Annotated in this window: 24 protein-coding genes and 1 pseudogene; 18 read left to right on the forward strand and 7 right to left on the reverse strand. The window is 67.4% G+C overall.

The window, feature by feature from the left end:
• Positions 1 to 92: 92 nt before the first annotated feature.
• Together ITJ59_RS17870 and ITJ59_RS17875 are read left to right on the forward strand one after the other, a co-directional pair.
• Positions 93 to 437 carry a histone-like nucleoid-structuring protein Lsr2 gene (locus tag ITJ59_RS17870; protein ID WP_194652654.1) on the forward strand — a complete coding sequence of 115 codons (345 nt, stop codon included), beginning with the start codon at positions 93 to 95 and terminating at the stop codon, positions 435 to 437.
• A 65-nt stretch (positions 438 to 502) separates the two neighbouring features.
• Positions 503 to 928: an aromatic ring-opening dioxygenase LigA gene (locus ITJ59_RS17875; protein WP_194652655.1), complete on the forward strand. Its 426-nt coding sequence runs from the start codon at positions 503 to 505 to the stop codon at positions 926 to 928.
• Between the two features lie 374 nt (positions 929 to 1,302).
• Here the strand turns inward: ITJ59_RS17875 and ITJ59_RS17880 are convergent.
• A pseudogene (locus ITJ59_RS17880) lies at positions 1,303 to 1,914 on the reverse strand (PDDEXK nuclease domain-containing protein); the annotation flags it as partial.
• Positions 1,915 to 2,175: 261 nt separating this feature from the next.
• Between ITJ59_RS17880 and ITJ59_RS17885 the strand changes: the two are divergent.
• Positions 2,176 to 3,228: a BLUF domain-containing protein gene (locus ITJ59_RS17885; RefSeq protein WP_194652656.1), complete on the forward strand. Its 1,053-nt coding sequence runs from the start codon at positions 2,176 to 2,178 to the stop codon at positions 3,226 to 3,228.
• Between the two features lie 79 nt (positions 3,229 to 3,307).
• Positions 3,308 to 3,919, forward strand: a complete 612-nt coding sequence (locus tag ITJ59_RS17890; RefSeq protein ID WP_194652657.1) for a hypothetical protein — start codon at positions 3,308 to 3,310, stop codon at positions 3,917 to 3,919.
• A 28-nt stretch (positions 3,920 to 3,947) separates the two neighbouring features.
• Here the strand turns inward: ITJ59_RS17890 and ITJ59_RS17895 are convergent, their stop codons facing one another.
• Together ITJ59_RS17895 and ITJ59_RS17900 are read right to left on the reverse strand one after the other, a co-directional pair.
• Positions 3,948 to 4,934, reverse strand: coding sequence for a signal peptidase I (locus ITJ59_RS17895; protein ID WP_194652658.1), 987 nt, complete (start codon positions 4,932 to 4,934; stop codon positions 3,948 to 3,950).
• 31 nt (positions 4,935 to 4,965) lie between these two features.
• Positions 4,966 to 5,568, reverse strand: a complete 603-nt coding sequence (locus ITJ59_RS17900) for a hypothetical protein (protein ID WP_111086138.1) — start codon at positions 5,566 to 5,568, stop codon at positions 4,966 to 4,968.
• A 138-nt stretch (positions 5,569 to 5,706) separates the two neighbouring features.
• Between ITJ59_RS17900 and ITJ59_RS17905 the strand changes: the two genes are divergently transcribed.
• The 3 genes from ITJ59_RS17905 to ITJ59_RS19750 all read left to right on the forward strand — a co-directional run bounded on the left by ITJ59_RS17905 (position 5,707) and on the right by ITJ59_RS19750 (position 9,995).
• Positions 5,707 to 6,153 carry a MarR family winged helix-turn-helix transcriptional regulator gene (locus ITJ59_RS17905; RefSeq protein WP_194652659.1) on the forward strand — a complete coding sequence of 149 codons (447 nt, stop codon included), beginning with the start codon at positions 5,707 to 5,709 and terminating at the stop codon, positions 6,151 to 6,153.
• Positions 6,154 to 6,867: 714 nt separating this feature from the next.
• Entirely contained in the window at positions 6,868 to 7,908 is a 1,041-nt protein-coding gene (locus ITJ59_RS17910) for a BLUF domain-containing protein (protein WP_194652660.1), read from the forward strand.
• Positions 7,909 to 8,687: 779 nt separating this feature from the next.
• A complete protein-coding gene (locus tag ITJ59_RS19750; protein WP_194652661.1) occupies positions 8,688 to 9,995 on the forward strand; it encodes a PP2C family protein-serine/threonine phosphatase in 1,308 nt (435 codons plus the stop codon).
• On the opposite strand, the gene ITJ59_RS17920 is transcribed toward ITJ59_RS19750, so the two are convergent.
• Complete coding sequence (locus ITJ59_RS17920; protein ID WP_194652662.1) at positions 9,992 to 10,900, reverse strand: helicase associated domain-containing protein; 909 nt, start codon at positions 10,898 to 10,900, stop codon at positions 9,992 to 9,994. The two genes, ITJ59_RS19750 and ITJ59_RS17920, sit on opposite strands and share 4 nt — an antisense overlap.
• Before the next feature lie 35 nt (positions 10,901 to 10,935).
• On the opposite strand from ITJ59_RS17920, the gene ITJ59_RS17925 reads away from it, so the two are divergent.
• Positions 10,936 to 11,229, forward strand: a complete 294-nt coding sequence (locus ITJ59_RS17925; protein WP_194652663.1) for a hypothetical protein — start codon at positions 10,936 to 10,938, stop codon at positions 11,227 to 11,229.
• A 31-nt stretch (positions 11,230 to 11,260) separates the two neighbouring features.
• Here the strand turns inward: ITJ59_RS17925 and ITJ59_RS17930 are convergent, their stop codons facing one another.
• Complete coding sequence (locus tag ITJ59_RS17930) at positions 11,261 to 12,028, reverse strand: GDSL-type esterase/lipase family protein (RefSeq protein ID WP_194652664.1); 768 nt, start codon at positions 12,026 to 12,028, stop codon at positions 11,261 to 11,263.
• A 223-nt stretch (positions 12,029 to 12,251) separates the two neighbouring features.
• Here ITJ59_RS17930 and ITJ59_RS17935 point away from each other — a divergent pair, with 223 nt between their 5' ends.
• The 3 genes from ITJ59_RS17935 to ITJ59_RS17945 all read left to right on the forward strand — a co-directional run bounded on the left by ITJ59_RS17935 (position 12,252) and on the right by ITJ59_RS17945 (position 14,350).
• Positions 12,252 to 12,788 carry a sigma-70 family RNA polymerase sigma factor gene (locus tag ITJ59_RS17935; RefSeq protein ID WP_194652665.1) on the forward strand — a complete coding sequence of 179 codons (537 nt, stop codon included), beginning with the start codon at positions 12,252 to 12,254 and terminating at the stop codon, positions 12,786 to 12,788.
• A gap of 68 nt (positions 12,789 to 12,856) precedes the next feature.
• The gene (locus ITJ59_RS17940; RefSeq protein WP_194652666.1) at positions 12,857 to 13,318 is read left to right on the forward strand and encodes a DUF4383 domain-containing protein; all 462 of its coding nucleotides are present in this window, start codon (positions 12,857 to 12,859) and stop codon (positions 13,316 to 13,318) included.
• 756 nt (positions 13,319 to 14,074) lie between these two features.
• A complete protein-coding gene (locus ITJ59_RS17945) occupies positions 14,075 to 14,350 on the forward strand; it encodes a GlsB/YeaQ/YmgE family stress response membrane protein (protein WP_194652667.1) in 276 nt (91 codons plus the stop codon).
• 26 nt (positions 14,351 to 14,376) lie between these two features.
• On the opposite strand, the gene ITJ59_RS19295 is transcribed toward ITJ59_RS17945, so the two are convergent.
• Positions 14,377 to 14,922, reverse strand: coding sequence for a hypothetical protein (locus ITJ59_RS19295; RefSeq protein ID WP_228511872.1), 546 nt, complete (start codon positions 14,920 to 14,922; stop codon positions 14,377 to 14,379).
• 491 nt (positions 14,923 to 15,413) lie between these two features.
• Positions 15,414 to 16,481 carry a PDDEXK nuclease domain-containing protein gene (locus ITJ59_RS17955; RefSeq protein WP_228511874.1) on the reverse strand — a complete coding sequence of 356 codons (1,068 nt, stop codon included), beginning with the start codon at positions 16,479 to 16,481 and terminating at the stop codon, positions 15,414 to 15,416.
• Between the two features lie 73 nt (positions 16,482 to 16,554).
• Here ITJ59_RS17955 and ITJ59_RS17960 point away from each other — a divergent pair, with 73 nt between their 5' ends.
• The 7 genes from ITJ59_RS17960 (at position 16,555) to ITJ59_RS17990 (ending at position 25,151) form a co-directional block, all read left to right on the forward strand.
• Entirely contained in the window at positions 16,555 to 16,935 is a 381-nt protein-coding gene (locus ITJ59_RS17960; protein WP_416354880.1) for a histone-like nucleoid-structuring protein Lsr2, read from the forward strand.
• 423 nt (positions 16,936 to 17,358) lie between these two features.
• Positions 17,359 to 18,777, forward strand: a complete 1,419-nt coding sequence (locus ITJ59_RS17965; protein ID WP_194652668.1) for an FAD-binding oxidoreductase — start codon at positions 17,359 to 17,361, stop codon at positions 18,775 to 18,777.
• 46 nt (positions 18,778 to 18,823) lie between these two features.
• Positions 18,824 to 20,467 carry an ABC transporter substrate-binding protein gene (locus ITJ59_RS17970; protein ID WP_194652669.1) on the forward strand — a complete coding sequence of 548 codons (1,644 nt, stop codon included), beginning with the start codon at positions 18,824 to 18,826 and terminating at the stop codon, positions 20,465 to 20,467.
• Between the two features lie 2 nt (positions 20,468 to 20,469).
• Positions 20,470 to 21,450 (forward strand): ABC transporter permease, encoded by a 981-nt coding sequence (locus ITJ59_RS17975; protein WP_323749553.1) that lies wholly within the window; start codon positions 20,470 to 20,472, stop codon positions 21,448 to 21,450.
• A complete protein-coding gene (locus ITJ59_RS17980) occupies positions 21,447 to 22,313 on the forward strand; it encodes an ABC transporter permease (protein ID WP_194652670.1) in 867 nt (288 codons plus the stop codon). The genes ITJ59_RS17975 and ITJ59_RS17980 overlap by 4 nt, the downstream gene beginning before the upstream one ends.
• A complete protein-coding gene (locus tag ITJ59_RS17985) occupies positions 22,310 to 23,926 on the forward strand; it encodes a dipeptide ABC transporter ATP-binding protein (RefSeq protein WP_194652671.1) in 1,617 nt (538 codons plus the stop codon). The genes ITJ59_RS17980 and ITJ59_RS17985 overlap by 4 nt, the downstream gene beginning before the upstream one ends.
• Before the next feature lie 10 nt (positions 23,927 to 23,936).
• Positions 23,937 to 25,151 (forward strand): PLP-dependent aminotransferase family protein, encoded by a 1,215-nt coding sequence (locus tag ITJ59_RS17990; protein ID WP_194652672.1) that lies wholly within the window; start codon positions 23,937 to 23,939, stop codon positions 25,149 to 25,151.
• Positions 25,152 to 25,193 lie beyond the last annotated feature (42 nt).

Genomic DNA, 25,193 nt, shown 5'->3' on the forward strand with positions numbered 1-25,193 from the left:
TTGCATGCGGCTTCCTCACGCCGAGCTTTCGTTGCGCTCGCGCGCTCCTCTGCAACACTGGTGCTCCTATCACCGACCAAAAGGAGCATCCCGTGGCGCAGAAGGTCACCACCCACCTCGTCGACGACCTCACCGGCGACACCATCGCAGAAGGCACCGGCAAGACCGTGCAGTTCTCGTTCGACGGTGGTCACTACGAGATCGATCTCACCGACGGCAACGCTGACGCCCTCCGCGAAGCGTTCTCCGACTATGTCGCCGCCGCACGCAAGGTGACGGGGCGCTCCGGTCGTGCCAGCTCCGGCAGCACGCCGAAGCGCGATAACTCGGAAGAGCTCGCGAAGATCCGCGAATGGGCCGCCGCGAACGGCCACGACGTCTCCTCGCGTGGCCGGATCAGCCAGGTCATCCGCGACGCCTACAACGCCGCCCACTAACACTGACCACACCCTCTCCTCCCGAGACGGGTGCATCGTCCAACACGGAAGAAGGAACCGCTCGCATGTCTCGCTCTCGCCGTCACCAGGCACGCACCGTTCGGAACATCGGCGCTATCGGCATCCTTGCCGGCGGCATCCTCAGCACCACCGGCGCCATCGTGTGGGGCTTGATCTCCGCCGAGCTCACCGCGCAGAAGATCACCGTCGCCCCAGACAGCAAGCTCCTCCCCGAACGCCCCGTCCGCGGCCCCCTCACCGCCTACGCGCAAGCTGAAATCATCAATACGCACGCCACCGCGATCAGCGGCGGGAAGACCTTTGCCGAACTCCCCCAAGACGACCCGAACCGACCCGTCATCATGAACGCATCGTTCCTACGGGCGTCCCTGTACACGTCCGTGGTCTCATTCGGCACCGCCGCATTCGCCATCGGCCTCGGCCTCGTCACCTCCCTCTTCGGCATCGCCCTCCGCCGCCTCGGGAAGTAACCCCTCCCCGACAGAGCCCACGGCCGGACCGCCACACCCGGGACTGCTGCAGGTTTGGCTGACTCCTTGACGTGCCCGGGTGCGGTGCGTTTTGCTAGATTCTTGAGAGCTGGTACGAGATACCGGATGCGCCGGAAGGGCACCTCGAGTATCTGGTGCAGGACCCGGGTACTTGATCAGGCCGGTGCAGGTCCTGTAGCTCCCCGCGCGGGCTTGGCAAGGATGAGCGGGTGTGGCGACGACAGCCGCGCTAGGCCTTTGAGGCCCTCCGGCGGGGGTCCTCCGCCGGGCGGTATCCGGGTGGGGTTGGTGCCCGGGGTGCTGTCCCTGAAACACCACCCCCGGCCGGGCACCCAGTGTCGCTGAAAGGGGCCCGCGTGCTGGGACCTGCGGAGCTTGTCGTCAACGAGCGCGACGTAAAAGCCGAGCTGGCCGAGGTGCTCCGGCTTGAACTTCCCCGTCTTGAGCTCGATCACCACGTACCGGAGCTGCTCGACGTGGAAGAACAGCAGGTCCACGTAGAAGTCGTCACCGTCGACATCGAAGTGCACCTGCCGACCCACGAACGCGAAGCCCTCGCCGAGCTCGCGGAGAGTATCGATGATCCGGTCGACAAGCGCCTGCTCGAGGCGGCGTTCCTTCGCGTCACCATCGAGGGCGAGGAAGTCCAGTACGTAGGGATCCTTCGTGATCTGCTGCGCCAGATCCGAGTCCCCCGGCGGCAGCACCTCGGCGAAGTTCGTCGGCGCCGCCCGCAGGCGCACGTGCGCCTCCGAGCGGAGCTGGTGCTCGAGGACGTTCCGTGACCACCCCTGCGCGGCTGCTTGGCCGGCGTACCAGTCCCGGAGCTCATGGTCAGCGAGCCGATCGAGGAGCACCGTGATGTGCCCCCACGGCAGTTGTCCAACAGGCTGTTGGACGATCGCCTCCGCCGGCCACTCCCCCGCGAACCGGCGCATGTAGAACAGGTTCGCGCGGGAGAACCCCTACTAGCCAAGCGAAGCCTCGGCACCATGTGAGGGCGATTGCCCCTCGGGTGGGCGTCGCGCGTCGATTCGGGTTCAACGCGACAGTGCCCCCCACTAACCTCCCCACCGGGAGAAGGCGGAGCACGGTCTCACCAAGACGTCATCCGGGTGAGTACTGCGGTCACCGCGGCGTCTCCCGTTCCGGGGGGTTGCCGCGGCGGTCGAGGTGGAGCACGCTGTGGTCGGTCCGGTCATGTCAGAACCTGAGGGGAAACCACCATGCGATCGCTCGTCTACGCCAGCACGCAGACCCGACCGATTACGGTCTCGGAACTCGCGCAGATCCTCGCCGTCGGCCGGGAGAAGAACACCCGCCTCGGTGTCACCGGGATGCTCGCACACCGCGACGACAACTGCATCGGCATCATCGAGGGCGGCGACGACGTCGTCGCTGAACGCTTCGATCAGGTCCGAGCCGATCCCCGCCACACCAACGTCCGAGTGCTCCTCGACGAGCCGATCCGACACCGGTCCTTCCCGGACTGGTCGATGGCGTTCCAGCCGCTCGACCCGTTGCTGCACGACGTGCCCGGGTTCAGCGACCTCTTCACCGCCAACCGCCCCAACGACTACACCTTCGGTGCGTCCCGCGCGCGGGCCCTGCTCGACTGGTTCCGGAAGCACCCGCTCGCTCCTTTGACGAACCAAGACGCGGCCGACGAGGCGATCCCCCGAACCCGGATCCTGAACGCCGCGATCACCGCTGTCCACGCCGGCGGCGCGTCCCGGTTCACCCTCGAGGACGTCGCAGAACGCGCGGGGATGACCGTCCCCGCGGTCCTGGGGCTCTTCCCGTCGCAGCACGCCGTGCTCGCCGCGACCGTGATGCGGTGGACCCGAGCAGTCTCCGCTCCCCTGCTCCCCCTCGCCGCCGAGAAGGGCACGATCGCGTTCCTGCACGCGCTCCTCGCCGCCCATGCCGAGGAACCAGCCCTGATGCGCCTGATCGCGTCCACACTCGCCACGTCGACCGACCCGTCGACCGACGGAGCGGACTACTACCGGTCCGCCTACCTCCAGTTCCGCGAGACCATCCGCACCGCCCTCGCCGAAGACGTCCGTGCCGGGCGGGAACCCGCCACCATGGATCCGATCCGCGGTGCACAGCAGCTCCTCGCCCTCTACGACGGCATCCGCCTGCAGGCGCTTCTCACACCGGACACCGACGTCGTCGACGCCTTCGACCGCGCCGCGTCGCGCATGCGACGGGGCTGGACCGAACACTACGAACGACCCGCCTACTGGGACCTGCCCACGATCCCCAGCGCCTGACGACGGGAGCCGGTCCCGCCGACTCCACATAGGCCGATGGCCGAGAGGCACAGCATCGCGCGAGTGGTAGGACCTGTCCATGGTGTTCTACGACGCACGTCCGATCCGCACGGCAGGGCAGGTGGTGCTCGATGTCGTCGTGGTGGCCGGTATGGTCGCCGTGGTTCTGCTCGGGCGAGCAGTCTCCGCATCGATCAGTGCCCTTGCCGACATCGGGACTCGGGTCCACGACCAGGGCACCGCGTTCCAGGAGCAGTTGAGCAGCACCGCAACGGCACTCGAGAAGGTGCCGTTCATCGGCAAGTCGGTCAGCGCACCACTGCAGGACGCGAGCCAGAGCGCGCAGCGGATCGCGGCTGCCGGAGGAGAACAGCAGCAGGAGACGCTGCACGTGGCGCACCTCCTGGGCACCTCGTCGACCGCGGTGCTGATCATCGTCCTGGTGGTGGTCTGGATCCGGTACCGCGGCGGCTTCATCCGGCTCGCCGCGCTCACACAGCACCTCGGTCAGCAGCCGGACGGAGCCGAGTTGCTCGCTGTCCGCGCGCTGACGACCCGGAACGCCGCCGGCCGGCTCGGCATCGACGTCGTCGACCGGTGGCGGCACCGAGATCCGGAGGTCATCCGCGCGCTGGGCGATCTCGAGCGGCGCTCCACCGGGCTCCGCGCGGCGCCTTCGCGGACGCCGTGACCTCCCGGCCCACGAGGGCGGGATCGGGTCAGGCGCAACTGGTGCGGCCGAGTCCGAGGAACCGGACGGTGCTGATGCGGACGCTGCTGGCGGAGGTCGTCGTCCACGTCGAGGTGACGTCGGCGCGGACGGCGACACTGGAGGTCCGGAACGAGAAGAGGTCCCAGGAGCTGATCGTGGTGGATCGGGCGGTGCCGGCGCTGGTGTCGCTGCTCGCGACGCCGTCGATCACCGTGGTGAACCGCTCGGGTGCCACCCCGTCGTAGCTCCACCCGATGGTGACCGACCCGTTCGTGTTCGACGTGCACGTCAGCGCAGTGGCCGGGGTCGCGGCCACGGTCGCCATCTTGCTGGGTGCGGTGGCGGTGGCGGCGAAGGCCACGGCGGCCGCCGGAGCAGGTATCGCCAGCGCCGCGACGGTGCAGACAGACGCGACGAGGAGTGCCCCCACCGCCCACGGCCGGTGGTCCTGCTGACGATGCCGGGGCCCACGTCGGGACGCCCCCGTCGTCCCGCCTGGATCTGCGACGGCGGGCAGGACGGCGAGTCCAGCGACGAGGACGAGGGCCGAACCGAGGGCGACGAGCGGGCCCGTTCGATGGTCCGCAGCCCAGAGGACGGGTGTGCCGATGAGCGGGACACGGAGGTACCCGACCCCCACCACGGCGGATCGGGAGATGTGTGTGGAGTCGGCGGAGGGGTTCGCGTCGCCCTTCGTGGTGAGGGTCCCGTCGCTGTTGAGGGAGTCGAACCGGTGCAGCCGGAGGGTGCCGACGTGGTCGGGGTCGGCGAAGAGCAACACCTGTCCCTTCCGGAGCTCTCCCGCGGTGACCGTCTTGCTCACCACGACGTCACCCGGGTGCAGGGACGGCTCCATGGAGCCGGTCATCACCGTGGTGGTGTGCCAGCCGAGGACCATCGGAGCGACAGCCCAGAACACGAGACCGAGGACGGCAGCCAGGATCCCCCGGGCGCCGAGCACCACGGCGAACCGACCCCACACGGACGGACGCACGACCGACCTCCTCTCGTGTCCTCCCGGCCGCTCAGGAGTTCTGTGCTTCCCAGGTGAACCCGAGGCTCGCGGTGGCACCCATCAGGGAGGCCGGGGCATCCGACGAGACGGTGTAGGTGATCTGGTAGGTCTTGGTCTCCGACTTGTCGCCGGTGGGCTTCCACGTCCCGACGCCGGTGGCGTAGCTCGTTCGGGTGGACGCGAACGACGCGAGGGAGTCGTTGTAGAGGAGACCGTCGGACCCGGCCGCCGCGGTGAAGCCGTTGCACGTGCCGTAGCCTCCACCGCTGCCCTGCTTGACCTGCAGGGTGACGTACGAGGCCAGCGCCTTGGTCTGCTGCACGTTCGTGGCGTAGAGCTTCACTGCACTGGGGAGCGAGCCAGTCGAGGTGACGGCGATGCAGTTCGTCCCGGTGGAACCGGGCTTGAGGTTCGACGCAGCGAAGAGCGCACCGTTCGATGCGTCGTTGCTCAGCGCCACCGATCCCATCGACCAGTTGTTGGCGTCGTCCGACGAGGTGGCCGAGAACGCCGAGTACGACGCGGTGGACACCGCAACACCGGCGGCGAGCAGGGCAGCCGGGATGACGGCGAGGGTGGCGACACGGGCGATGGTGCGGTTCGGGCGACGCATGAGAGGAGATCCGTTCAGGTTGAAACTTGACTCGAATTTCGAGTTAAGTGAACCATACGCCTACAAATTCATTCAAGTCAATTTTCGTCCAAAACGGATCACGTCTAAGATGGGTCCATGAGTGCAAGCCCTCCTCCGATGAGTGACGCCGACCAGGATCGTCTGCTGGACGAGGCGGTCGCCGCGTTCTACAGCGCTCAGGTCGAGCACGCGCACCTGATGCAGCACCTCGCCGTCACGCACGACCTGAACCCGGTCGACCTCCGAGCGCTGAAGTTCCTCGGCGCAGTGGACGACGACCGCACGCCGAAGGAACTCGGCGGGTACCTGGAGATGGGGACGGGAGCCGTCACCGCGCTGCTCGACCGTCTGACCAAGCGAGGTCTGCTCGATCGTGTCCGCAACCCGGATGACCGGCGGAGCGTGCGGATCGAGCTGAGCGTGGACGGGTTCGCGGTGGTCGGCGCACTTCGCGCGGCCTACCGGCAAGCGCTCGAGAAATCGCTTCCTGTTGAGAACGTCAACGTCTTCATCCACTTCACTGAACGCATCTCACTCGCGTTCCGTGAAGACAGCGTCAACTGAACAACCCGACCGCAAGCGCCCCACCGCCTCCCGAAGTCCGGCATGGACGAAGAATGACATCGAGCTCGGCTGGACCGTCTAACTCAGGACCGTGGAAAAGCAGGCGTCCCTCCGGTAGCGCACCTCATCCCTGCCCCCCGTGACAGGACGCACGGGGAAGCCGCCCGAGCGACAGCGGTCAGATCACTTCGGCGGTGACCAGCTACGTCCGAAAGCGCGCATCAGCACTCCGCTGATCTCGGTACGTTGGCAAACTGCAATCGAGCCGACGTGCTGCGACAGCAGCGGCACGCTGATGCACTGCCAGCCCACCGGCATTCAGGCGCTGCGCCTGCTCGTGGGTGATCAGCCTCACCGTTCGAGTGCTGTCCCGCCACGGCGCCTTGCAACGGGATCGCTGTCGCGTCGGAGCGCCCGATACACGGTCGTCCGGCTGACCCCGAGCACGTCCCCGATCGGCGCGACCGTCATATCTCTGCTCATACAAACGCCGAGCCGTCCGCACCTGATCCGCCGACAGCCGCGGCGGCCTGCCGCCAGTACGCCCACGAACCCGAGCAGCAGGACTGATACGGCCGCTTCAATAACCGGTCGGTTGCTGAGCGGGTATCCGGCGCGGCTCGAATGTGGGGTTGCGGCTCGTGGGCTGGGGTCGTTGACTCGTGGTGACGTCAACGCCGGCCAGTAGGGAGACCAGGACTGATGCGTTTAATCGTGTACACCAGCACCCAGACCCGTCCGATCACGGACTCCGAGCTCGCGCAAATCCTCGCGGTCGGCCGGGAGAAGAACACCGCCCTCGGCGTGACGGGGATCCTCGCGCACAAGGGCCACAACTGTCTCGGAATCCTCGAGGGCGACGACGAGGTAGTGCAAACCCGGTTCGAGCAGGTCCGCATCGACCCCCGCCACACCAACGTCCGTGTCCTCCTCGACGAGCAGGTCGGGCAGCGGTCGTTCCCGGACTGGTCGATGGCGTTTCAACCCCTCGACCCACTCATGCAGCACGTGCCCGGCTTCAGCGACCTCTTCGCCGGCAGCCGGCCCCTCGACCCGGCTGCAGGCCTCACCCGCGCCCGGGGGTTGTTGGACTGGTTCCGGAAGCACCCGCTGGCACCGTTGACGAGTCGGACCGCGGCCGACGAGGAAGCACCGCGGACGCGGGCGATCAACGGTGCGATCACCGCCCTCCACGACGGCGGCGTGACCCGCTTCACCCTCAACATCGCCGCCGAACACGCAGGGATGAGCTCGGAATCGGTCCGGGAGTTCTTCCCCACCGACCGAGCACTGCTGGCAGCGACCGTCGAGCGATGGGCCGGGGCGATCTCGGCGCCACTCATGCCGCTGATCAGTGAGAAGGGCACCGTCGCGTTTCTGCACGCCCTGATGACGGCACATGCCGAAGAACCGGCACTGATGGAACTGCTGGCATACAGTCTCGCCGCCTCCGTAGATCCCACGTTGGACGGGGCGGACTACTACCGATCCGCCTACCGACGGTTCCGCGAAGTCATCCACGAGGGCCTCTCCGCGGACGTTCTCGCAGGGCGAGAGCCATCGACGATGGACCCGGTCCGCGGCGCGAAGCAGCTCCTCGCCCTCTACGACGGCCTCCGCCTGCAGCACCTACTCACCGCCGACATTGACGTCGTCAACGAGTTCGACCGCGCCGCCGCACGCATGCGCCGCGGTTGGTCCGAACAGTACGAACAACCCACCTACTGGGACATCCCCACCGCCCCACAGAGCTGACGGACGCAAGGCCGGGTCGGGCGGGTTCCCGGGGGCGATGGAAAGTTCGGGTCATCCCGCCACCCCCGGGATAGCGCACTCCCCTACCAACCTGACGGCAGGAAAGGCAAGCCTCTCGAACGGGAAACGAGTGTCACGCAAGCATCACTGCCGCGGAGCGCTCCGCACAGCATAGGACCGACCCATCACCGGCGGAACCCCGCTGTTCACTTCCCCGGCAAAGGTTCGGGGTGTCGGCCACGCACCACGCGCCGCCGACACCCCGCACGCGCCACACCCTGACCCGAACAGGGGGCGCACCACCAAGAATGCGCGCACACGCATGTGCTAACAAGTCGGCACTACAGAGGACACAGCATCCATTACGGACTGAACGGGGCATGTCTGGCCGCCACCCGTAGGCGGCCAGACATCCCGGAGCGAGACCACACAAACGCGGCTTCAGCTGCGGAGCAGATACCCGAACCTGCTCATGAACAGAGTCAAACAAGTCCCGCTCTGTAGGTCCATCCCCAAAACAGGGGGAACGGTCGTTCTCTCACTCGGGATCCTCGAACTGTCGATTGCGTATCTGTCCCCGGCACTGGCAGCTGCCCGGCATCACTGCGCCGCGGCACGCCGCCTGGACCCGGCGGGGAAGTAGGTTGGCCGTCGCCTGAACGGGGATATGACATGTGGAGCCTGCATCCCGTTGACTGTCAGACGTGGTCTCAAACGCAGCACCCCGGTCCGAGCGCAGCACCCGGATCGCGCCGCGGCGCGTCCTCACTCGAATCAGGGTGGCTGAGGACACCGGCCCAATCGTTCTGAGTGCCATGAGCCGATCGTGGGCACCGCTTGCGAAGCAAGCTGTCGTTGCCGGCCTCATCGTGGCTGCAGCTGTTGCCAGCAGCACTCTGCCCTGGCTGCCCGTGACAGATCCCATCAGCATGTGGTCCGGAGTTGCCTGCGCACTCGGTGGGCTTCTGTTCGCCGGAGCCGTTTTCCGAGTGCCGACGCTGTTGCTGGCAGAACTGCTCATTCCGGGAGTGGATTTCATCGCGATCGGGTTGCTGCGATTTGGCACCGGTGAGACCCGTTCAGTGTTCCTGGCGATCATCGTGTTGCCGGTCATCTGGATTGCAGCGAACCCGGGACGCCAGCACATTGTCTATCCCCTGATCGGCACCAGCATCACGCTGCTGTTGCCGTACGTACTCTCCCCGACGACCCCAGCGGCAAGTGAGCTCGTCCGACTGCTCGTGGCGCTACTTGTCTGCGCGGCCGCAGCATCGGTGACGAATGAACTTGCTCGGCACGCCAGCTCCCGTGTCGATATCGCACAACGACAACGTCGGGTCGCGGAGTCCGAGATCGTCCGCGCCGCGACTGTGCAACAAGCTCTCCTTCCGACCACCACGGCAGGCCTACCGACTGCTCTCGAGGTCTCCGGGGCCTGTGTGCCGGCGAAGATGGTTGGTGGCGACTTCTATGACTGGTTCCCTAGCGGCACCGGTGCAGCGTTCACGCTGGGCGATGTGATGGGGAAAGGTGTCGGTGCCGGCATGATCGCGACCGCGGTCCGCTCAGTCATCCGAAGCGCCATCAATGACGACGACGTCGGGCAGACCCTGCAACGTGTCGGTGCTGGACTCAGCAGCGGCGGATCCGACATTCTCAGCGCGCAGTTCACAACCTGCTTCCACGTCAGAATCGGACAGGACGGTGCCGCTGAGTGGGCGGACGCCGGGCACGGCCTCAACATCCTGCGCCGCGCGAACGGCTCCCTCGAGCATCTTCGATCAAGGGACCTCCCCATCGGAGTCGGCGCCTCCTGGGCAAGTCGCACCACAGTCCTCGCCGACGGTGACACGCTCATCAGCATCAGTGATGGTGTCCTCGATCTGTTCGGCGATGACGCGCGCACCCTCGAGCGGTTCGAGGCAACTCTCAGCCAGCAGCGCACCAGCTCCGACATCGTCAACGCGATCACCGCACGAGCCGCAGAAGCCGAACACCCGGACGACGTCACCGTTCTCGCCGTCACCTACCGACCGGAAGCAACCGCCGCATCCAGCCCCGAACACACCGGCTGGCGGCATCCCTAAGGAGGACTCTTGCCACCCGTTGCCGACCGTCCCCGCCATCCGGTGAGCAATTGATCGAGCGTTACACGTCGCTCAGGTGCAAGCTTCCGGTCCCGGTGTTGCCGTCGCTGGCGCAACAGCCACCGTCCGACCCCCACCTGATCCGTGTCGACCTCACGCGCACGCGGCATCGCCCCGTCATGAGCCCGCACCCACCGGTCGACGCGGCGCACCATGGCGACAAAGTGCGCCTCCTCACGGTTGCGACGCGCCCCGTCATCCGGCGACGACCGGAGACGCCACGCAACCCCGAGCATCTCTAACTGTTCGACCCGGTCGGCGGCGAGCACGCCGGCGCGGTACTCCACCCGTCGGCTGTCAAGCCACCGTCCAAGCTGGACCCCATTGTCAGTGACGAACCAGTGCGGGACGAGGACGTCGCCATGCTGCGCCTCGTACCGCCGCAACGCGTCGACGCCTGCGACCCAAGCAGCATCGTGGTCACGGATTCGCCACACGAACCCTCCGCGACAAAGCTCCGGCCATAACCGCTCGGCAACCTGCGGGTCACTTGCCCACTGCTGTCGACGGGATTGCACCCACGTGCCAAGCGGGAAGCCGTCTGCGGTGCGGAACGTGTGCGGGACGAGTCCGTGGCCCGTCGCTTCCTTAAACGCTGCAAACGCGACAAGGCCCGCCTCACGGTCGGCGATGGACCATCGGAGACCAGCATCCTCTAGCCGCGAACTGCGATCATCCGGCAGCGTTCCAGCGGTGTGGAGTGAGCGTTGCCGGTGCACCCACGCCCCTAAGTGCTGCCCGGCTTCGGTCACATACGACCGCGGCACATCCGCGTGATCATGCGCGGCAGAAAAGACACGCAGTGCAGTCAGCATCACCTCCCACGCCTGCGCATGCCGATCCACGGCGTCTATTGTGCACGCGTGGACAGCACGGCGCGATGAACCGCATGCTGCATACGAACCCCGGTCGCCGGTTCCCACCTTGGAGCTCCCGTCCGGGCTGGCTGATCGCCGGTCTCTTGCTCCTCGTTATCGGTGCAACTGCCGCAAGCATTGGGGTGCTGCTGCAATACGCAGCACACCAACAAGCCCAACTGTTCAGTCCGGGTAGTGGCGTCGCGGACAATCAGGCGGGGGACTCGTTCGCTGTTGCCGCATGGTGGTTCTGGACCGGCATCGTCGCAGCCGTATCTGGAACCGCCGCGCTGCACTCGCTGCTGAAGCGTCGGTAAACCTTTGACGAGTGCCCGCGCGACGGCGATGTCACGGGGTACTCGAGGTGGGCCGGTCGTCTCGACGCGAACCGTTCAAGGCCGTGATAATTGCTGGAGCAAGCGTTGCACCCCACATTCGGTGAATCAGCGCCCATGAGTACTGCTCGTCACCGGGGCGACCCTGCGCCTGCGGGAAGGCCGGTGGCGGCACGTACTGGCAATGGCTGATGCGGGCGGCGACGCGTGCGCTGGTCTGGTTCAGTCGGTCAACCTGTCTGCGGATTCGGCGGCGTCCGAAACGGGCCGTGTACCGGAACTGGTCCATCGGTGCCAACCCTGCAACCACGATTCCGCACGGATTCCCCGCAGCGGATCGGATTGCCGCGATGAGGCGGAGCAGATCACGCTCCCATCGGTCCGGATCAGTCATCAGCAGCACATCGCTGAACCCGAGCACGACCAGTACCGCATCCGCGGTCCGCAACTCCACCGGCGATCGTCGGACCGCTTGCCGCGCGGTGAGGACCGGCGCCCCCGTGTAGGCCCACGCGAACGGCCGGTCACGGTCTTTCGCCACGTGCGCGGAGATGTGCGACAGGGTCGTCAGCTCATCCCGGATCACCCCAACGCGCACCGCGTCAGTGCTGCCCAGCAACAACACACGATCAGCGCCCTCCGGTGGCAGCGCAACACCGACCGGCGGCAAGTACACCGTGTCACCGACGAGCGTGCGGAAGTACCACAGCCGCACGTGCAGCACCGGCCGCGCGAACCACCACATCAGCTGACGCAAAAACTCCGTCGTCTCGGTCCTCATCTGCTGCTCCCTCGGGTCAGAGCGTCATCCACGTTCACCGTAGAGCGCTCCGACGCAACGCCCGCTCAGATTTCCAACCACGTTCGGCTGGCTGAGAACGAGATGAGAGCACCATGCCGAGCTGTCAGGATGCTCCTTCTCGCAGCGTCGGGCACCCGGACTGGGGGAAACCCGATCCCCCAGGACCGCCTACGTTGAGCCACACAACGGGAGAAGGATCGGTATGCCCCACGCACACTCCCCGCAGCAGGCTGCTGCCGACGCGCTCACCGACGCATACCGGCAACACGCCGTTCGACTGCGCTGGTTCGTGACGAGGATCATCGTCGACCGGCACCTCGCCGAAGACATCGTGCACGAAGCGTTCCTCGAGCTGTGGATCCACCCGAACCGTCACGACCCGGAGCGAGCCGACCTTCAGTCATGGCTCCGAACCATCGCGCACCGCCGAGCAATCGACCGAATCCGCAGCATCGAATCCGCGCGACACCGAGACCTGCGCATGGGGACTCGCGAACACCGGGGTATCGACCACACCACCGATCGCTGGGACGTCTTGTTCACCAGAAGCACACTCCGCCGCGCCCTGGGAACGCTCACCGACAAACAACGCGACGCGGTCGTGCTGCGCTACCTCGGCGAGCAGAGCGTGCCGGAAGTAGCCCGACAGCTCGGCGTCACCGTCGGTACCGCGAAGACCCGGGTTCGGGACGGTCTCATCGCTCTCCGAACCCATCTCGAAGCTGCTGCGGCAGCCTGACCGCAACCAACACCACCCAACAAGATCGCACCCGTGGCACCGTCCACATGCACGAAAGGCTTCACATCATGACCAACAGCGCCGCGCAGCCCCGTGTCGGATACGGTTCCACGCTCACGCAGAAGGGCGCCCTGCTCTTCGGCGTCGTGTTCCTCATCGTCGGGATCGCCGGATTCATCCCCGGCCTGACGATGGACATGAGTTCGATGTCGGTCGCGGGAGACGGCTCCATGGCGCTGCTCCTCGGGCTGTTCCAGGTATCCGTGCTCCACAACATCGTGCACCTGCTCTTCGGGATCGTCGGCCTCCTCGCCGCTCGCAGTGCCTCAGGTGCACGCCTGTACTTGCTCGTCGGCGGCATCGTCTACTTGGTGCTGTTCATCTACGGCCTCTTCACCGCGGGGATGACCGGAGCCGCGAACTTCGTCCCGCTGAACAGTGCTGACAACGCCCTCCACGCCTTCCTCGCCGTCGCGATGATCGTCCTCGGGATCGTCCTGCCCCGCATCGGCGCTCACACCCGCGCATAACGCCGCAGGGTCGGCCCTGCATCGCGAGACGGCTGCCTTCGACGACGCACGAGGCCTCAGCGACGCCGCACCGGCGAACGTGCAATCCACGGCATGTCACCGTGGCCAGGTCGGACTGCCACACCCCGTCATCACCGACCAAGGGATCTGTTGCAAACGGCCCGGGCAACTTCGGGGGGAAAGACCGGTTTGCGCAGCACCGAGCCCGCCGCCGAGTCGAGGACGATACTCACGGTGGGGACGACGGTTGGAGCAAGTCATGGGCGGTTCGACGTACGAGAGTGCTCCTGGTGTGGAGCCGGCACGAGTGCAGACGTTGCGGGGCATCCGTCGGCGCGCGAAGCGCGGCCAGTTCAACGATCGCGATGGGTCACTGCACGACTTCTTCACGAACGTCACCCCACAAGGCCGCAGCAGCCGCTAACGGCACATCCGCGTCGGCACTGCGTGGACTATCCGCAAGATTTGGTGCTGGTTTGCTTGCCACTAGCGCGCCGCGGATGTGTGACCTAGCCTCCCTCCGAACTCGGTTTGAGCGAGCTCCTGGGTTCCGGTGGCGCCACCCGTAGCGGCGCACCGCGGCGACGGCGCCACCGCAACGATGTCACGGCGCCGCCGCCGCTCATTCCGGTAGACAAGCCGCATATCCCCTCCACGCAGCCCCAAACCCGCAGCACCGGTACCCGCTTTCCCACGAACGCGGACGGTGTAGACCAGGCGCAAATGCCACACTCCCCACTTCGGAAGGCAGCACCCGTGAGCTTCCTCGGCTTAATCTTTCTCGGCCTCATCGCCGGCGCAATCGCCAAACTGATCATCCCCGTCAATCAGCCCGGCGGCTGGTTCGCGACCCTCATCCTCGGCGTCATCGGAGCGCTCCTCGGCGGATGGCTCGGTGGCCTGATCTTCCACGTCAACTACACCGGCTTCTTTAGCCTGCAATCCTGGACCATCGCCATCGCCATCGTCGGCTCGATCGTCGTCCTCCTCATCTGGGGCTTAATCACCGGCCGCCGCAACACCCGCGCCTAGCACCAAGCCGAACCCTTCGGCCCCGGCTAACGCGCGTTCTGTGCAGACCTCACGATTTCGTTCCGGGTCAGTCGTCGGAGTCCAACGCGGTTCAGCATCCCCAATGGCCACTCAGCGACCACTGGGCAAACCGGCGTCGGGTCACGCACGGTCTTGATCCGAACCCAGCGCTGGACGTTCCATTCGTCGCCGTGCACCTCGGGGATGTTCCAGTGCGACTCGACCGGGACGATCTCGGCGTCCGGCCACTGCCCGACGACCTCCTGCCCGCGCTGCAACTCCAGCGCAGCGGGCTCGGCGTAGATCCGTCGGACGTCGAGCATCGGGCGGACGCGTTCGTGGCTCATCGACTCCTGTCTACCCGGTACCACCGACGAAATGTCTTGCTTGTCGCATCGGCCGCCGCACAATGCCGGGCAGACCGACGCAGGGTGATCCGGCGGTCCTTTGTGAGGCTCCGTTAGTGAGCAGCCTGTCTCGCCTGTGGCCCAGAAGTAGGTCAGCGGGGAGCCGTTGAGCAGGTGGTCGCCAACCACCCACTGCTGGAACACCACCGGGTTGTCGGACGACAAGGTCCGCGTTCCACCAGTGCCGGCCGAGGGATCGGTCGGTGGCGCTGGCCCCCGCCGACCTCGAAGAGCGTCGTCGCCGCGGAGCACGATCTCGACTACCATTCCCTAGAGGACGACCGTCCGGAGTTCGGCCGCATCGACCAGCGCGTCGGCTCCGTCATCACCGGACTCGATCGCGCCGTGCGCAGCCCCGATGGACACGGCGGCGTTCAGGACGAGGGCCTCGGCGGCGATGGCGTCCGATGCGATGCGGCGAGCGGCCCGCGTGTCTGGTGACCCGTGGGCGGCGTTACCAGGAGGGCGGCATCATCGCTCGGAGATCTGGCCACGCCGAAACTTCCGAGTCAGATTCAAACTCGCCCTCCCTCGTAGCGAGAAGTCGCCGCCGAAGTGCCGCGAGGGATTCGATTTGTACCGGTGGCACGCGGCCGACCCCGTGGTAGTTCGAGCGGTATCTTTCTCCTGCCAGGTCCGGCTCATGGGATGACATTTTATTCAGCTTCCGATAACTTATCGACGGTTTCGGCATCGCCCAAGGGCGGTTCAGGGGTGTTGTGAAGTGCGTTGGCGAGGTCCGCTTCGGACGGGAGAGCAGCGCGGACTGCGGGCGGAAGGAGATCATAGCTAGCGACGCCGATCGGGGTTCGCTGGCCGGCAAGTGAGTACCGGACGACGGCGTCGTTCTTGTCTGCGACCAGCAGCAGCCCGACCGTGTCTGCGTGTTGGGGTCGGCGGAGCTTGTCGTCAACGAGCGCGACGTAAAAGCCGAGCTGGCCGAGGTGCTCCGGCTTGAACTTCCCCGTCTTGAGCTCGATCACCACGTACCGGAGCTGCTCGACGTGGAAGAACAGCAGGTCCACGTAGAAGTCGTCACCGTCGACATCGAAGTGCACCTGCCGACCCACGAACGCGAAGCCCTCGCCGAGCTCGCGGAGAGTATCGATGATCCGGTCGACAAGCGCCTGCTCGAGGCGGCGTTCCTTCGCGTCACCATCGAGGGCGAGGAAGTCCAGTACGTAGGGATCCTTCGTGATCTGCTGCGCCAGATCCGAGTCCCCCGGCGGCAGCACCTCGGCGAAGTTCGTCGGCGCCGCCCGCAGGCGCACGTGCGCCTCCGAGCGGAGCTGGTGCTCGAGGACGTTCCGTGACCACCCCTGCGCGGCTGCTTGGCCGGCGTACCAGTCCCGGAGCTCATGGTCAGCGAGCCGATCGAGGAGCACCGTGATGTGCCCCCACGGCAGTTGTCCAACAGGCTGTTGGACGATCGCCTCCGCCGGCCACTCCCCCGCGAACCGGCGCATGTAGAACAGATTCGCTCGCGAGAACCCCTTCATCTCCGGGAACTCCGTCCGCAAATCCGTCGCGAACCGGCCGATGACGTTGCTCCCCCACCCCTCATCACCCTGGCGCTGCAAGATCGTCGCGCCGATCCCCCAGTAGAGACGGATGAGTTCCGTGTTCACGCGGCGCTGCGCCGTGAACCGGGCAGCGCGCACTTGCTGCTTCAGCTCCGCAAGAGCAGCGGCATACCCGGATACGGCTGGCGACGAATCAGACATCACCACTCAGTCTGCCCGACCGGTCGATCTGCGGAAGAACGAACGAAGCGTTCTCCGGGATCAGTCATGCAGGGTGGAGACGACCCCCGAGCGAAAAGCGACCTCCACCATGGCGCAGAAAGTCACCACGCACTTCGTCGACGACCTCACCGGCGACGCCATCGAAGCCGGCACCGGCCGCACCGTCACGTTCGGATTCGATGGCAACCACTACGAAATCGACCTCACCGACGACAACACCGACGCGCTCCGCGAAGCGTTCTCCGACTACATCGCCGCCACCCGCAAGGTCACGGGCCGCTCCGGCCGCACTACTGCCGGCAGCGTGCCAAAGCGTGGGAACTCGGAAGAGCTCGCTAAGATCCGCGAATGGGCGAGCGCGAACGGCCACGAAGTCTCCTCGCGCGGCCGCATCAGCCAGGCCGTCCGCGACGCGTACGACGCCGCACACTGACGCCACCTCCCGACATCGGAACAGCTGGCCACCCCTCGGGATGATCGGCTGTTCTCATGTACGCCGATACGGCGGAGTCACGCCACAATATCTGAGGCACGTTTCGCTGCGCCTGCCCCGTCCAAATCAGTCCCATTGGAGATTCCCGCCGCCGACAGCTCAAGCGCAATACTGTCCCTCCAGTCGATAGCTCGTGGGCGCACGACCGCCCTACCGCACCTCTCGCCCACGCCGCGGGCCGAGCTACCGGGACCAGGTGGCATCGGTCCGTGCAACGAAATATGACGCGGACCCGGCCGGCGGGAGCAATCTGACGTAATGCCGGGACGTGTTCCGTCATAACCGGGTGCGGCCCGCTGCTGCTGCTCGATCATCGTCGAGATTCGAATCAAGTACTTCGCTTGACGAGTCCGAGGAGGATCGATGTCCGGCACCACCGAAGCACCCACGCACCCCGGCCGGGTAGCGGAAGTTGTTGGTGCGCTCCGGCAAGCGCATCCCGGTCTCGAGGTATGCCCGACCGGCACAGCAACCCGAGCATTCCGTTTCGACACCGGCACAGCCCCCAGCAGTGAACAACCGTCCGGGACCATCGGTCCGGCAGTTGCTTTCCCTGCGAGCGCTGCGGAAGTGCAGACCATTGTTCGCGTGGCTAGCGAGCATAATGTCTCGATCGTGCCCCGAGGTGCGGGCACGGGGCTGTCCGGAGGGGCCTCCGCCAGTCTTGACCAGCTCGTCGTATCGACGGAACGCCTCAACCGCATCGTTGAAGTCTCCCCGCTCGACGGGGTGGCGGTTGTGGAGCCGGGTGTGATCAATGCTGCTCTCAACGCGCATCTGGAGCCACTCGGCTTGTTTTACGCTCCGGACCCTGCCAGCTGGGAGATCTCGACCATCGGTGGGAACATCGCGACGAACGCCGGTGGTCTGCGCTGCGCCGGGTACGGTGTGACGCGGGAGTCCGTGCTCAGACTCGACGTCGTGCTCGCGGACGGCAGCCTCGTCTCGGTCGGGCACCGGTCGGTGAAGGGCGTCAACGGCCTCGACCTGACCTCGCTGTTCGTCGGTTCCGAGGGGGTCCTCGGCATCGTAGTCCGCGCAACCGTCCGGCTACGCCCGGTCCCCGTGGCCCGCCGCACGATCTCGGCGTTCTTCCCGAGCACTCTCGACGGCCTCGACGGCCTCGACTCGATCACGCTGTCGCCGGTGCAGCCGACCGTCGTGGAGTTCTTCGACGAACCGAGCCTCACCGCCATCGACGCCTTCAGCCGCACCGCGCTGCGAGGCCGCGGCGCGTCGCTCGTGCTCGTCGAGCTCGACGGGTACGGCATCGACGAGCAGACCGCGGACCTCAGCGCGGCGCTCACCGCGGCCGGGGCGGTCGTCACTGCTGAGACGGACAAGGACGGACACGCGCTCTGGGAGCTGCGACGGCACGGCCGTGGGCAGACCGAGCCGCAGTGGTTCGTCGGCGAGGACATCGCCGTGCCGAAGTCCCGCCTGCGCGACGTGTACTCCCGCTTCGCCGAGCTCGAGGAGCGCTTCGACGTGCGGGTGTCCGCGGTGTCGCATGCCGGGGACGGCAACCTCCACCCGGCGATCACGAAGCCGATCGGCGACGCCGACCCGGACGACCGCCCGGCATCGCTCGACGAGGCCGCCACCGAACTCGTCCGGATCGCCCTCGCCGTGGGCGGCACCGTCACGGGCGAGCACGGCATCGGCACCGTGAAGCGGGAGTGGGCGGCGCTCGAGCTCTCGCCGCGGCACCTCGCCGCGCAGCGTGCGCTCAAGGACGCCCTCGACCCGGCCGGGCTGTTCAACCCCGGCAAGGCCATCTGATCCTGGCCCACCCGACCCGAGCTCCACCGAATCCGACAGGAACCCCATGACCGACTCACCCCGCTGGCGCCGGCTCCTCGCCGGTCTCTCGATCGCCGCCGCGGCGGCCCTCGTCCTCACCGCGTGCTCGTCCGGCTCGCAGGCGTCGTCGACGTCGTCCGGCGAGCCCGTCGAAGGCGGCAACCTCACCTTCCTCATCCAGGGCTACGACAGCGGCTTCGTGTCGAGCAAGAGCGCGATCTCGAGCTATGAGGGGAACCTCTGGGGCGAGATCACCGACAAGCTCGTGTACGTCGATACGAAGGGCAAGACGAGGCCCTGGATCGCCACCAGCTGGGACCAGTCTGACGACGCGAAGCACTTCACGCTGCACCTCAGGAAGGGCGTGACGTTCTCGGACGGCTCCGCGCTCGACGCCCAGGCGGTGGTCGACAACATCAATATTTGGGCAAAGGGTGACAGCTCCCGTGGCATCACCAAGGTTGGCCTGTTCCCATCGAGCAACTTCGTCTCCGCGAAGGCCACCAACGACAACACCGTCGAGGTCGACTTCTCATCGCCGACGCTTGGCTTCATCCCGACGCTGGGCTACCACGGCTCGATCCTTCTCTCGCCGAAGGCCCTCGCGCTGCCCATCGACCGGCAGGCCGACCTGTCGAAGGAGATCGGCAGCGGTCCCTTCACCGTGCAGTCGTACAAGGAGGGCGAGGAATACGTCCTCGCGAAGCGGAAGGACTATCACTGGGGTCCCGCGGCGCTCGGCCACACCGGTGCGCCGTACCTCGACACCCTGACGTACAAGGTGATCAAGGACGAGTCGGTCCGGACGCAAGCGGTCGTGGCCGGCCAGGCGGACGTGTCGTTCAACGTCGAGCCGCAGGAGATCGACTCGCTGAAGTCCCAGGGCTTCACGGTCGACACCCCGCGCTACCTCGGCTTCACCGACGGCTTCAAGGTCGACACCACCGCGTTCCCGACGAACGACGCCGCAGTCCGCAAGGCGATCCAAGTCGGCATCGACCGCAAGGCCATCCTGAAGACGGTCTACACGGAGGACTGGCAGGCCGCGACGTCGTTCATCCAGGGCAACGTTCCCGAGGTCACCGACGAGTCGAAGCTGCTGGCGTACGACCCCGACCGGGCCGAACAGCTCCTCGACGACGCCGGCTGGACGAAGGGCTCGGACGGTGTCCGGCAGAAGGACGGCAAGGACCTCGAGTTCACGCTCTCAGCAAACCCGTTCGTGCCGTCAACCCAGGCAGAGGACGAGCTGATCGCCCAGCAGCTCGCGAAGATCGGCCTCACGGTCAAGCTCAAGGTGGTCGACGTCGCCGGGTACGCCGCCGTGCTGGCCTCCAATCCGCCGCTTTACCAGACGTCCCGCAGCTTCGTAGACGTCGGCACGGTCGCCGGGGTGCTCACCAGCCAGAACGGCGGCGAGGACTGGTTCGGCCTCGGCACGAGCGACGCGAAGCTCAACGAGCTGTCCACCGCCGTGGCCACCGCGTCCGACGAGACCGCCCGGAAGAAGGTCGCCGCCGAACTGCAGCAGTACGTCCTCGAGCAGGGGTACTTCTTGCCGACGGTGCAGCTCGTCCAGCGCCTCTACCTGATCTCACCGAAGGTGCACGGGACGAAGTACAACGGCCTCGCCTACGCAAACTTCGCGACCGCCTGGATCGAGCGGTAGCCGTGTCGTACCTCCGCTACACGCTGCTGCGCGTCGCACAGGCCCTCATCGTGATCCTGCTGGCGTACGTGCTCACCTTCCTGGTGATCAGCGTCCTGCCCGGCGATGCGGTCACGAACTCGTTGCGGGACCCGCAGAGTGGACTGAGCGAGGCCGACATCGCGAAGATCGTGTCGTACTACGGACTCGACCAGCCGGTGCTGCTCCAGCTCTGGCTGTCCCTCTCGCGGTTCGTCGTCGGCCAACTCGGGTTCTCGCTGCAGTCGAACCTGCCGGTGTCCGAGGTCATCGCCGGCTCGGTGCCGTCGACGCTCGTCCTCGCGGGCACGGCGCTGCTCGTCTCGATCGTCTTCGCGGTCGGCATCGCGTACGACTCGCAATACGCGCCGGGTGCCTGGTTCCGAAACGCGCTGCGCTCGGTGCCGTCGTTCTTCCTGTCGGTGCCGAACTTCGTGATCGGCCTCGTGCTCATCTCGTGGTTCGCGTTCCAGCTGCACACCTTCGCGGTGATCGAGCCGGACAGCCCGGTGGCGACGTTCTTCGCGGCCGTCACCCTGGCGATCCCGGTGTCGGCGCCCCTCGCCGAGGTCCTCATCGCGAACCTCGACCACGAGTCCCGGCAGGAGTACGCGATCGTCGCACGCTCCCGAGGGCTCTCGCAGGCGGACCTGTTCGCCCGGCACCTGGTGAAACCGTCGCTGCTGCCCGCGGTGACGATGGTGGCACTCGTCGTCGGCGAACTGCTCGGCGGGTCGGTCATCACCGAGACGATCTTCGGCCGGGACGGCATCGGCGTACTCGTGCAGAAGGCCGTCACCATGCAGGACGTCCCCGTGCTGCAGGCCGTCGTGTCACTGGCCGCGGTGGTCTTCGTGGTCGTGAACCTGCTCGCCGACCTCGTGTCGCCGTTGCTCGACCCCCGCATCTCGCTGCGGTCGGCGTCGACGAAGGCACGCGCCGCGACGGAGCTGGTGCAGGCATGAGCGCGGACCTCACCACCGTCCGGGTGACCACGTCCCCAGCGGTGCGGACGGGGAAGCGCCGTCGGCGCCTGGCCGTCCCGCCGACCGTGCTCCTGTCGTTCGCGGTGCTCGTGGTCGTGCTGCTGTGGTCGCTCGCGCCGCGGGTGTTCACGGGACAGAGCGCCGTCACCGGCGACACCGCCGCGAAGCTGCAGGCACCGTCGACCGCGCACTGGTTTGGCACCGACTACCTCGGCCGCGACCTGTACGCCCGGGTGGTGCACGGCACGGCGTCCTCGGTGACGAGCGCCCTCGTCGCGGTGGCCATCGGCCTGGTGGTCGGCGGCCTGATCGGGCTGGCCAGCGGGTTCCTCCGCGGCTGGGTCGACGTGCTGCTCGGTCGCGTCGTGGACGTCCTGCTCGCGATCCCCGGATTCCTGCTGGCCGTCGTGATCGTCAGTTCGCTCGGTTTCCACACGATCAACGCCGCGGTCGCCACGGGCATCTCGGCCGTCGCAGCCTTCGCCCGGCTCGCCCGCGCGGAGACGCTCAAGGCGCGGGGGGCGACGTTCGTCGAGGCCTCGACCCTCGTCGGCGGCTCCGGTGCGCACGCCCTGTTCCGGCACGTGCTGCCGAACGCGTACCGGTCGGTGCTCGCGCTGGCCGTGCTCAACATCGGCACATCGATCCTGGTGATCGCGTCGCTCGCCTTCCTCGGCTACGGCGACGCCCCGCCCGCGTCCGACTGGGGGCTCCTGGTGGCCTCCGGCAAGACGTACCCGACGGCGCCGTGGCTCGTGTACGCCCCGGCCGTCGTCATCGTCCTCACCGTGCTCTCGGTGAACCGGATCAGCCGTTGGTTGCGGAAGGCAGGTCGGTCATGACGGTCCTGGAGGAACGCTTCCCCTCCGACACGCTGCTCACGGTGAGCGGGTTGACGGTCGCGTACGGCGGGACCGAGGTCGTCCACGGTGTGGACTTCGCGGTTCGCCGCGGGCGGACCGTCGCTCTGATCGGCGAGTCCGGGTCCGGTAAGTCGACGATCGCGAAGGCCGTGCTCGGCCTGCTGCCCGCTGAGTCGACCGTCAGCGGAACGGCGGAGTTCGACGGGGACGACCTGGTCGCCCTGCCCGACGAGCGCTTCCGCCGCCTGCGCGGGCGCCGGATCGGGTTCATCCCGCAGGACCCGGCGACGGCACTCAACCCGGTGCGGACCATCGGGTCGCAGGCCCTCGAGGCCGCGGCGCTCACCGACGCCACCACGACCGAGGAGCGCCGTGCCGCCGTGCTCGCCGTCTTCGAACAGGTCGGACTGACCGATCCGGAACGCGTCTGGCGGTCGTACCCGCACGAGCTGTCCGGCGGCATGCTCCAGCGCGTGCTCATCGGGCTCACCGTCCTGCCCGAGCCGGACCTCGTCGTCGCCGACGAGCCGACGAGCGCGCTCGACGTGACGATCCAGAAGCGGATCCTCGACCTGCTCCAGCAGCTCCGGGCCGAGCGGGACATCAGTCTGCTGTTCATCACGCACGACCTCGCCGTCGCCGCCGAACGGGCCGACGACCTCGTCGTGCTGCGGGACGGCGTCGTCGAGGAGCGGGGGCCCGCCGCCGAGGTGTTCCGCGCCCCGCAGTCCGAGTACGCCCGGCTGCTGCGCGCCGACGTGCCCGCGCTCAGCCCGGACCGGTACCGGTCCGGCGACGTCGACCGCACCGACGTCGGCCCCGATCACCCCGCGCACATCTCGGTGTCCGGGGTCGCCCGCCACTACGGCCAGGGCGACCGCACCGTCCGGGCCGTCGACGGGGTGTCGTTCGACGTCCGCGCCGGGACCACGCACGCGCTCGTCGGTGAGTCCGGTTCCGGCAAGACCACCACCGTCCGGATGCTGCTCGGCCTCGAACGCCCCGACGCCGGGGTCATCGCCGTCGACGGCGCCGAGCTGCACGGACGCTCGAAGGCGGAGCTGCGCCGTGTCCGCCGGCAGCTGCAGCTCGTCTACCAGAACCCGTTCACGTCGCTCGACCCGACGTGGCAGGTCCGACGGATCGTCGGCGAACCGCTCGACCGCTTCCGGATCGGCACGCGCGCTTCCCGGGCGACGGCCGTCCGCGAGGCACTCGAGTCCGTCGGCCTGGACGAACGGTACCTGCGCCGCCGCCCCACCGACCTGTCCGGTGGGCAACGGCAGCGGGTCGCGATCGCCCGTGCCCTCGTGCTCCGGCCCGAGGTGGTCGTGCTCGACGAACCGACGAGTGCGCTCGACGTCACCGTGCAGGCCGGGATCATCGGGCTGCTCACACGTCTGCAGCGGGAACTCGGGCTGACCTACCTGTTCGTCTCCCACGACCTTGCGCTCGTCCGGCAGGTCGCGGACACCGTCACGGTGCTGCGGCACGGCCGGGTCGTCGAGTCTGGGGCGGTCGAGCAGGTGTTCCACGACCCGCAGCACGAGTACACGCGCACCCTGCTCGACGCCGTCCCGGCAGCCAGCTGAAGGAGAAGCCATGACGATCATCACCGCCCACGCGAAGCCGTCCCTCATCCGGGCGTTCACCGCGCCGAAGGGGTTCGGCGACCAGACGCTGCGCGACCCGCGGCCCGACGCGATCGAGCTGCTCGGCGGCATCCCCGACCCGGGTGTGCTGCCCGCGGCCGAGCTCGCCGAGGCCACCGCGCGCGTCCTGTCCCGTCCCGGCCTGCCCGCACTGCAGTACTCACGGACCGCCGGCATCTCACCGATCCGCGAGTGGATCGCCGCGCGCGAAGGCGTCCCCGTCGACCGGATCGTGATCACGAACGGCGGGTTCCACGGCCTCGCCCTGACGATCCAGGTCGTCCTCGAGCGCGGTGACCTCGTCGCGGTCGACAACCCGGTGTTCCCGCTGTTCCTCCGTGGGCTGGAACTGTCCGACGCCACGACCCTGCCGATCCCGGTGGGTCCGGACGGACTCGACCTCGACGCCCTCGAACGCGCGCTGGCGGCGGGTGCCCGACCCCGTGCCCTCTACACGGTGCCCGACTTCCACAACCCGACGCAGGGCACGCTGCCGGCCGTCGGGCGGGAGCGCCTCGTCGCCCTCGCCGAGCGGTACGACTTCGTGGTGTTCGCCGACAACCCCTACCGCGAGCTCTGGTACGGCGACGGCCCCGAACCCGTCGACGCCTTCAACCACTCCGAGCACGTCGTGCACGTCAACACGTTTACGAAGACGCTCGGCCCCGGGCTCCGGATGGGGTGGATCGTCGTGCCGGAGCGCTTCGTCGGCGACGTCGTGGCGCTCCGGAGCCGGCAGGACTCGCACAGCTCGACCTTCGTGCAAGCGGTCATCGGCGAACTCGTAACAGCGGACGACGCGCTGTTCGACCGCACCCTCGACCGTGCTCGTGCGCTGTACCGATCCCGGGCCGAGACCCTCGCCGCGGCGCTGGCGACGGCAGCGCCGGGCGTGTTCGACGTGACCGTGCCCGGCGGGGGCCTGTTCCTCTGGCCGCGGATCATCGACGACCGAATCGACCCCGACGGCCTCGCAGCCGCGGCCAGCGCCGAGGGCGTCGAGTACCAGCGCGGCGGGTTCTTCCCGTCTGGGCCGGGCACCGACACCGGCCGGCACCTCCGGCTGGCGTACGGCGACACCGACAGAACCCAGCTGCTTGAGGCAGCAACCCGGCTCGGCCGCGCCGCGGAACGACTTCGATCTGGAGGAAACTCGATCGCGTAGCCCAAACATCGACGCCCAGCCACCCGATCCTCAGCACCACGA

Source organism: Curtobacterium sp. VKM Ac-1393, assembly GCF_015350995.1.
Taxonomy (GTDB): domain Bacteria; phylum Actinomycetota; class Actinomycetes; order Actinomycetales; family Microbacteriaceae; genus Curtobacterium.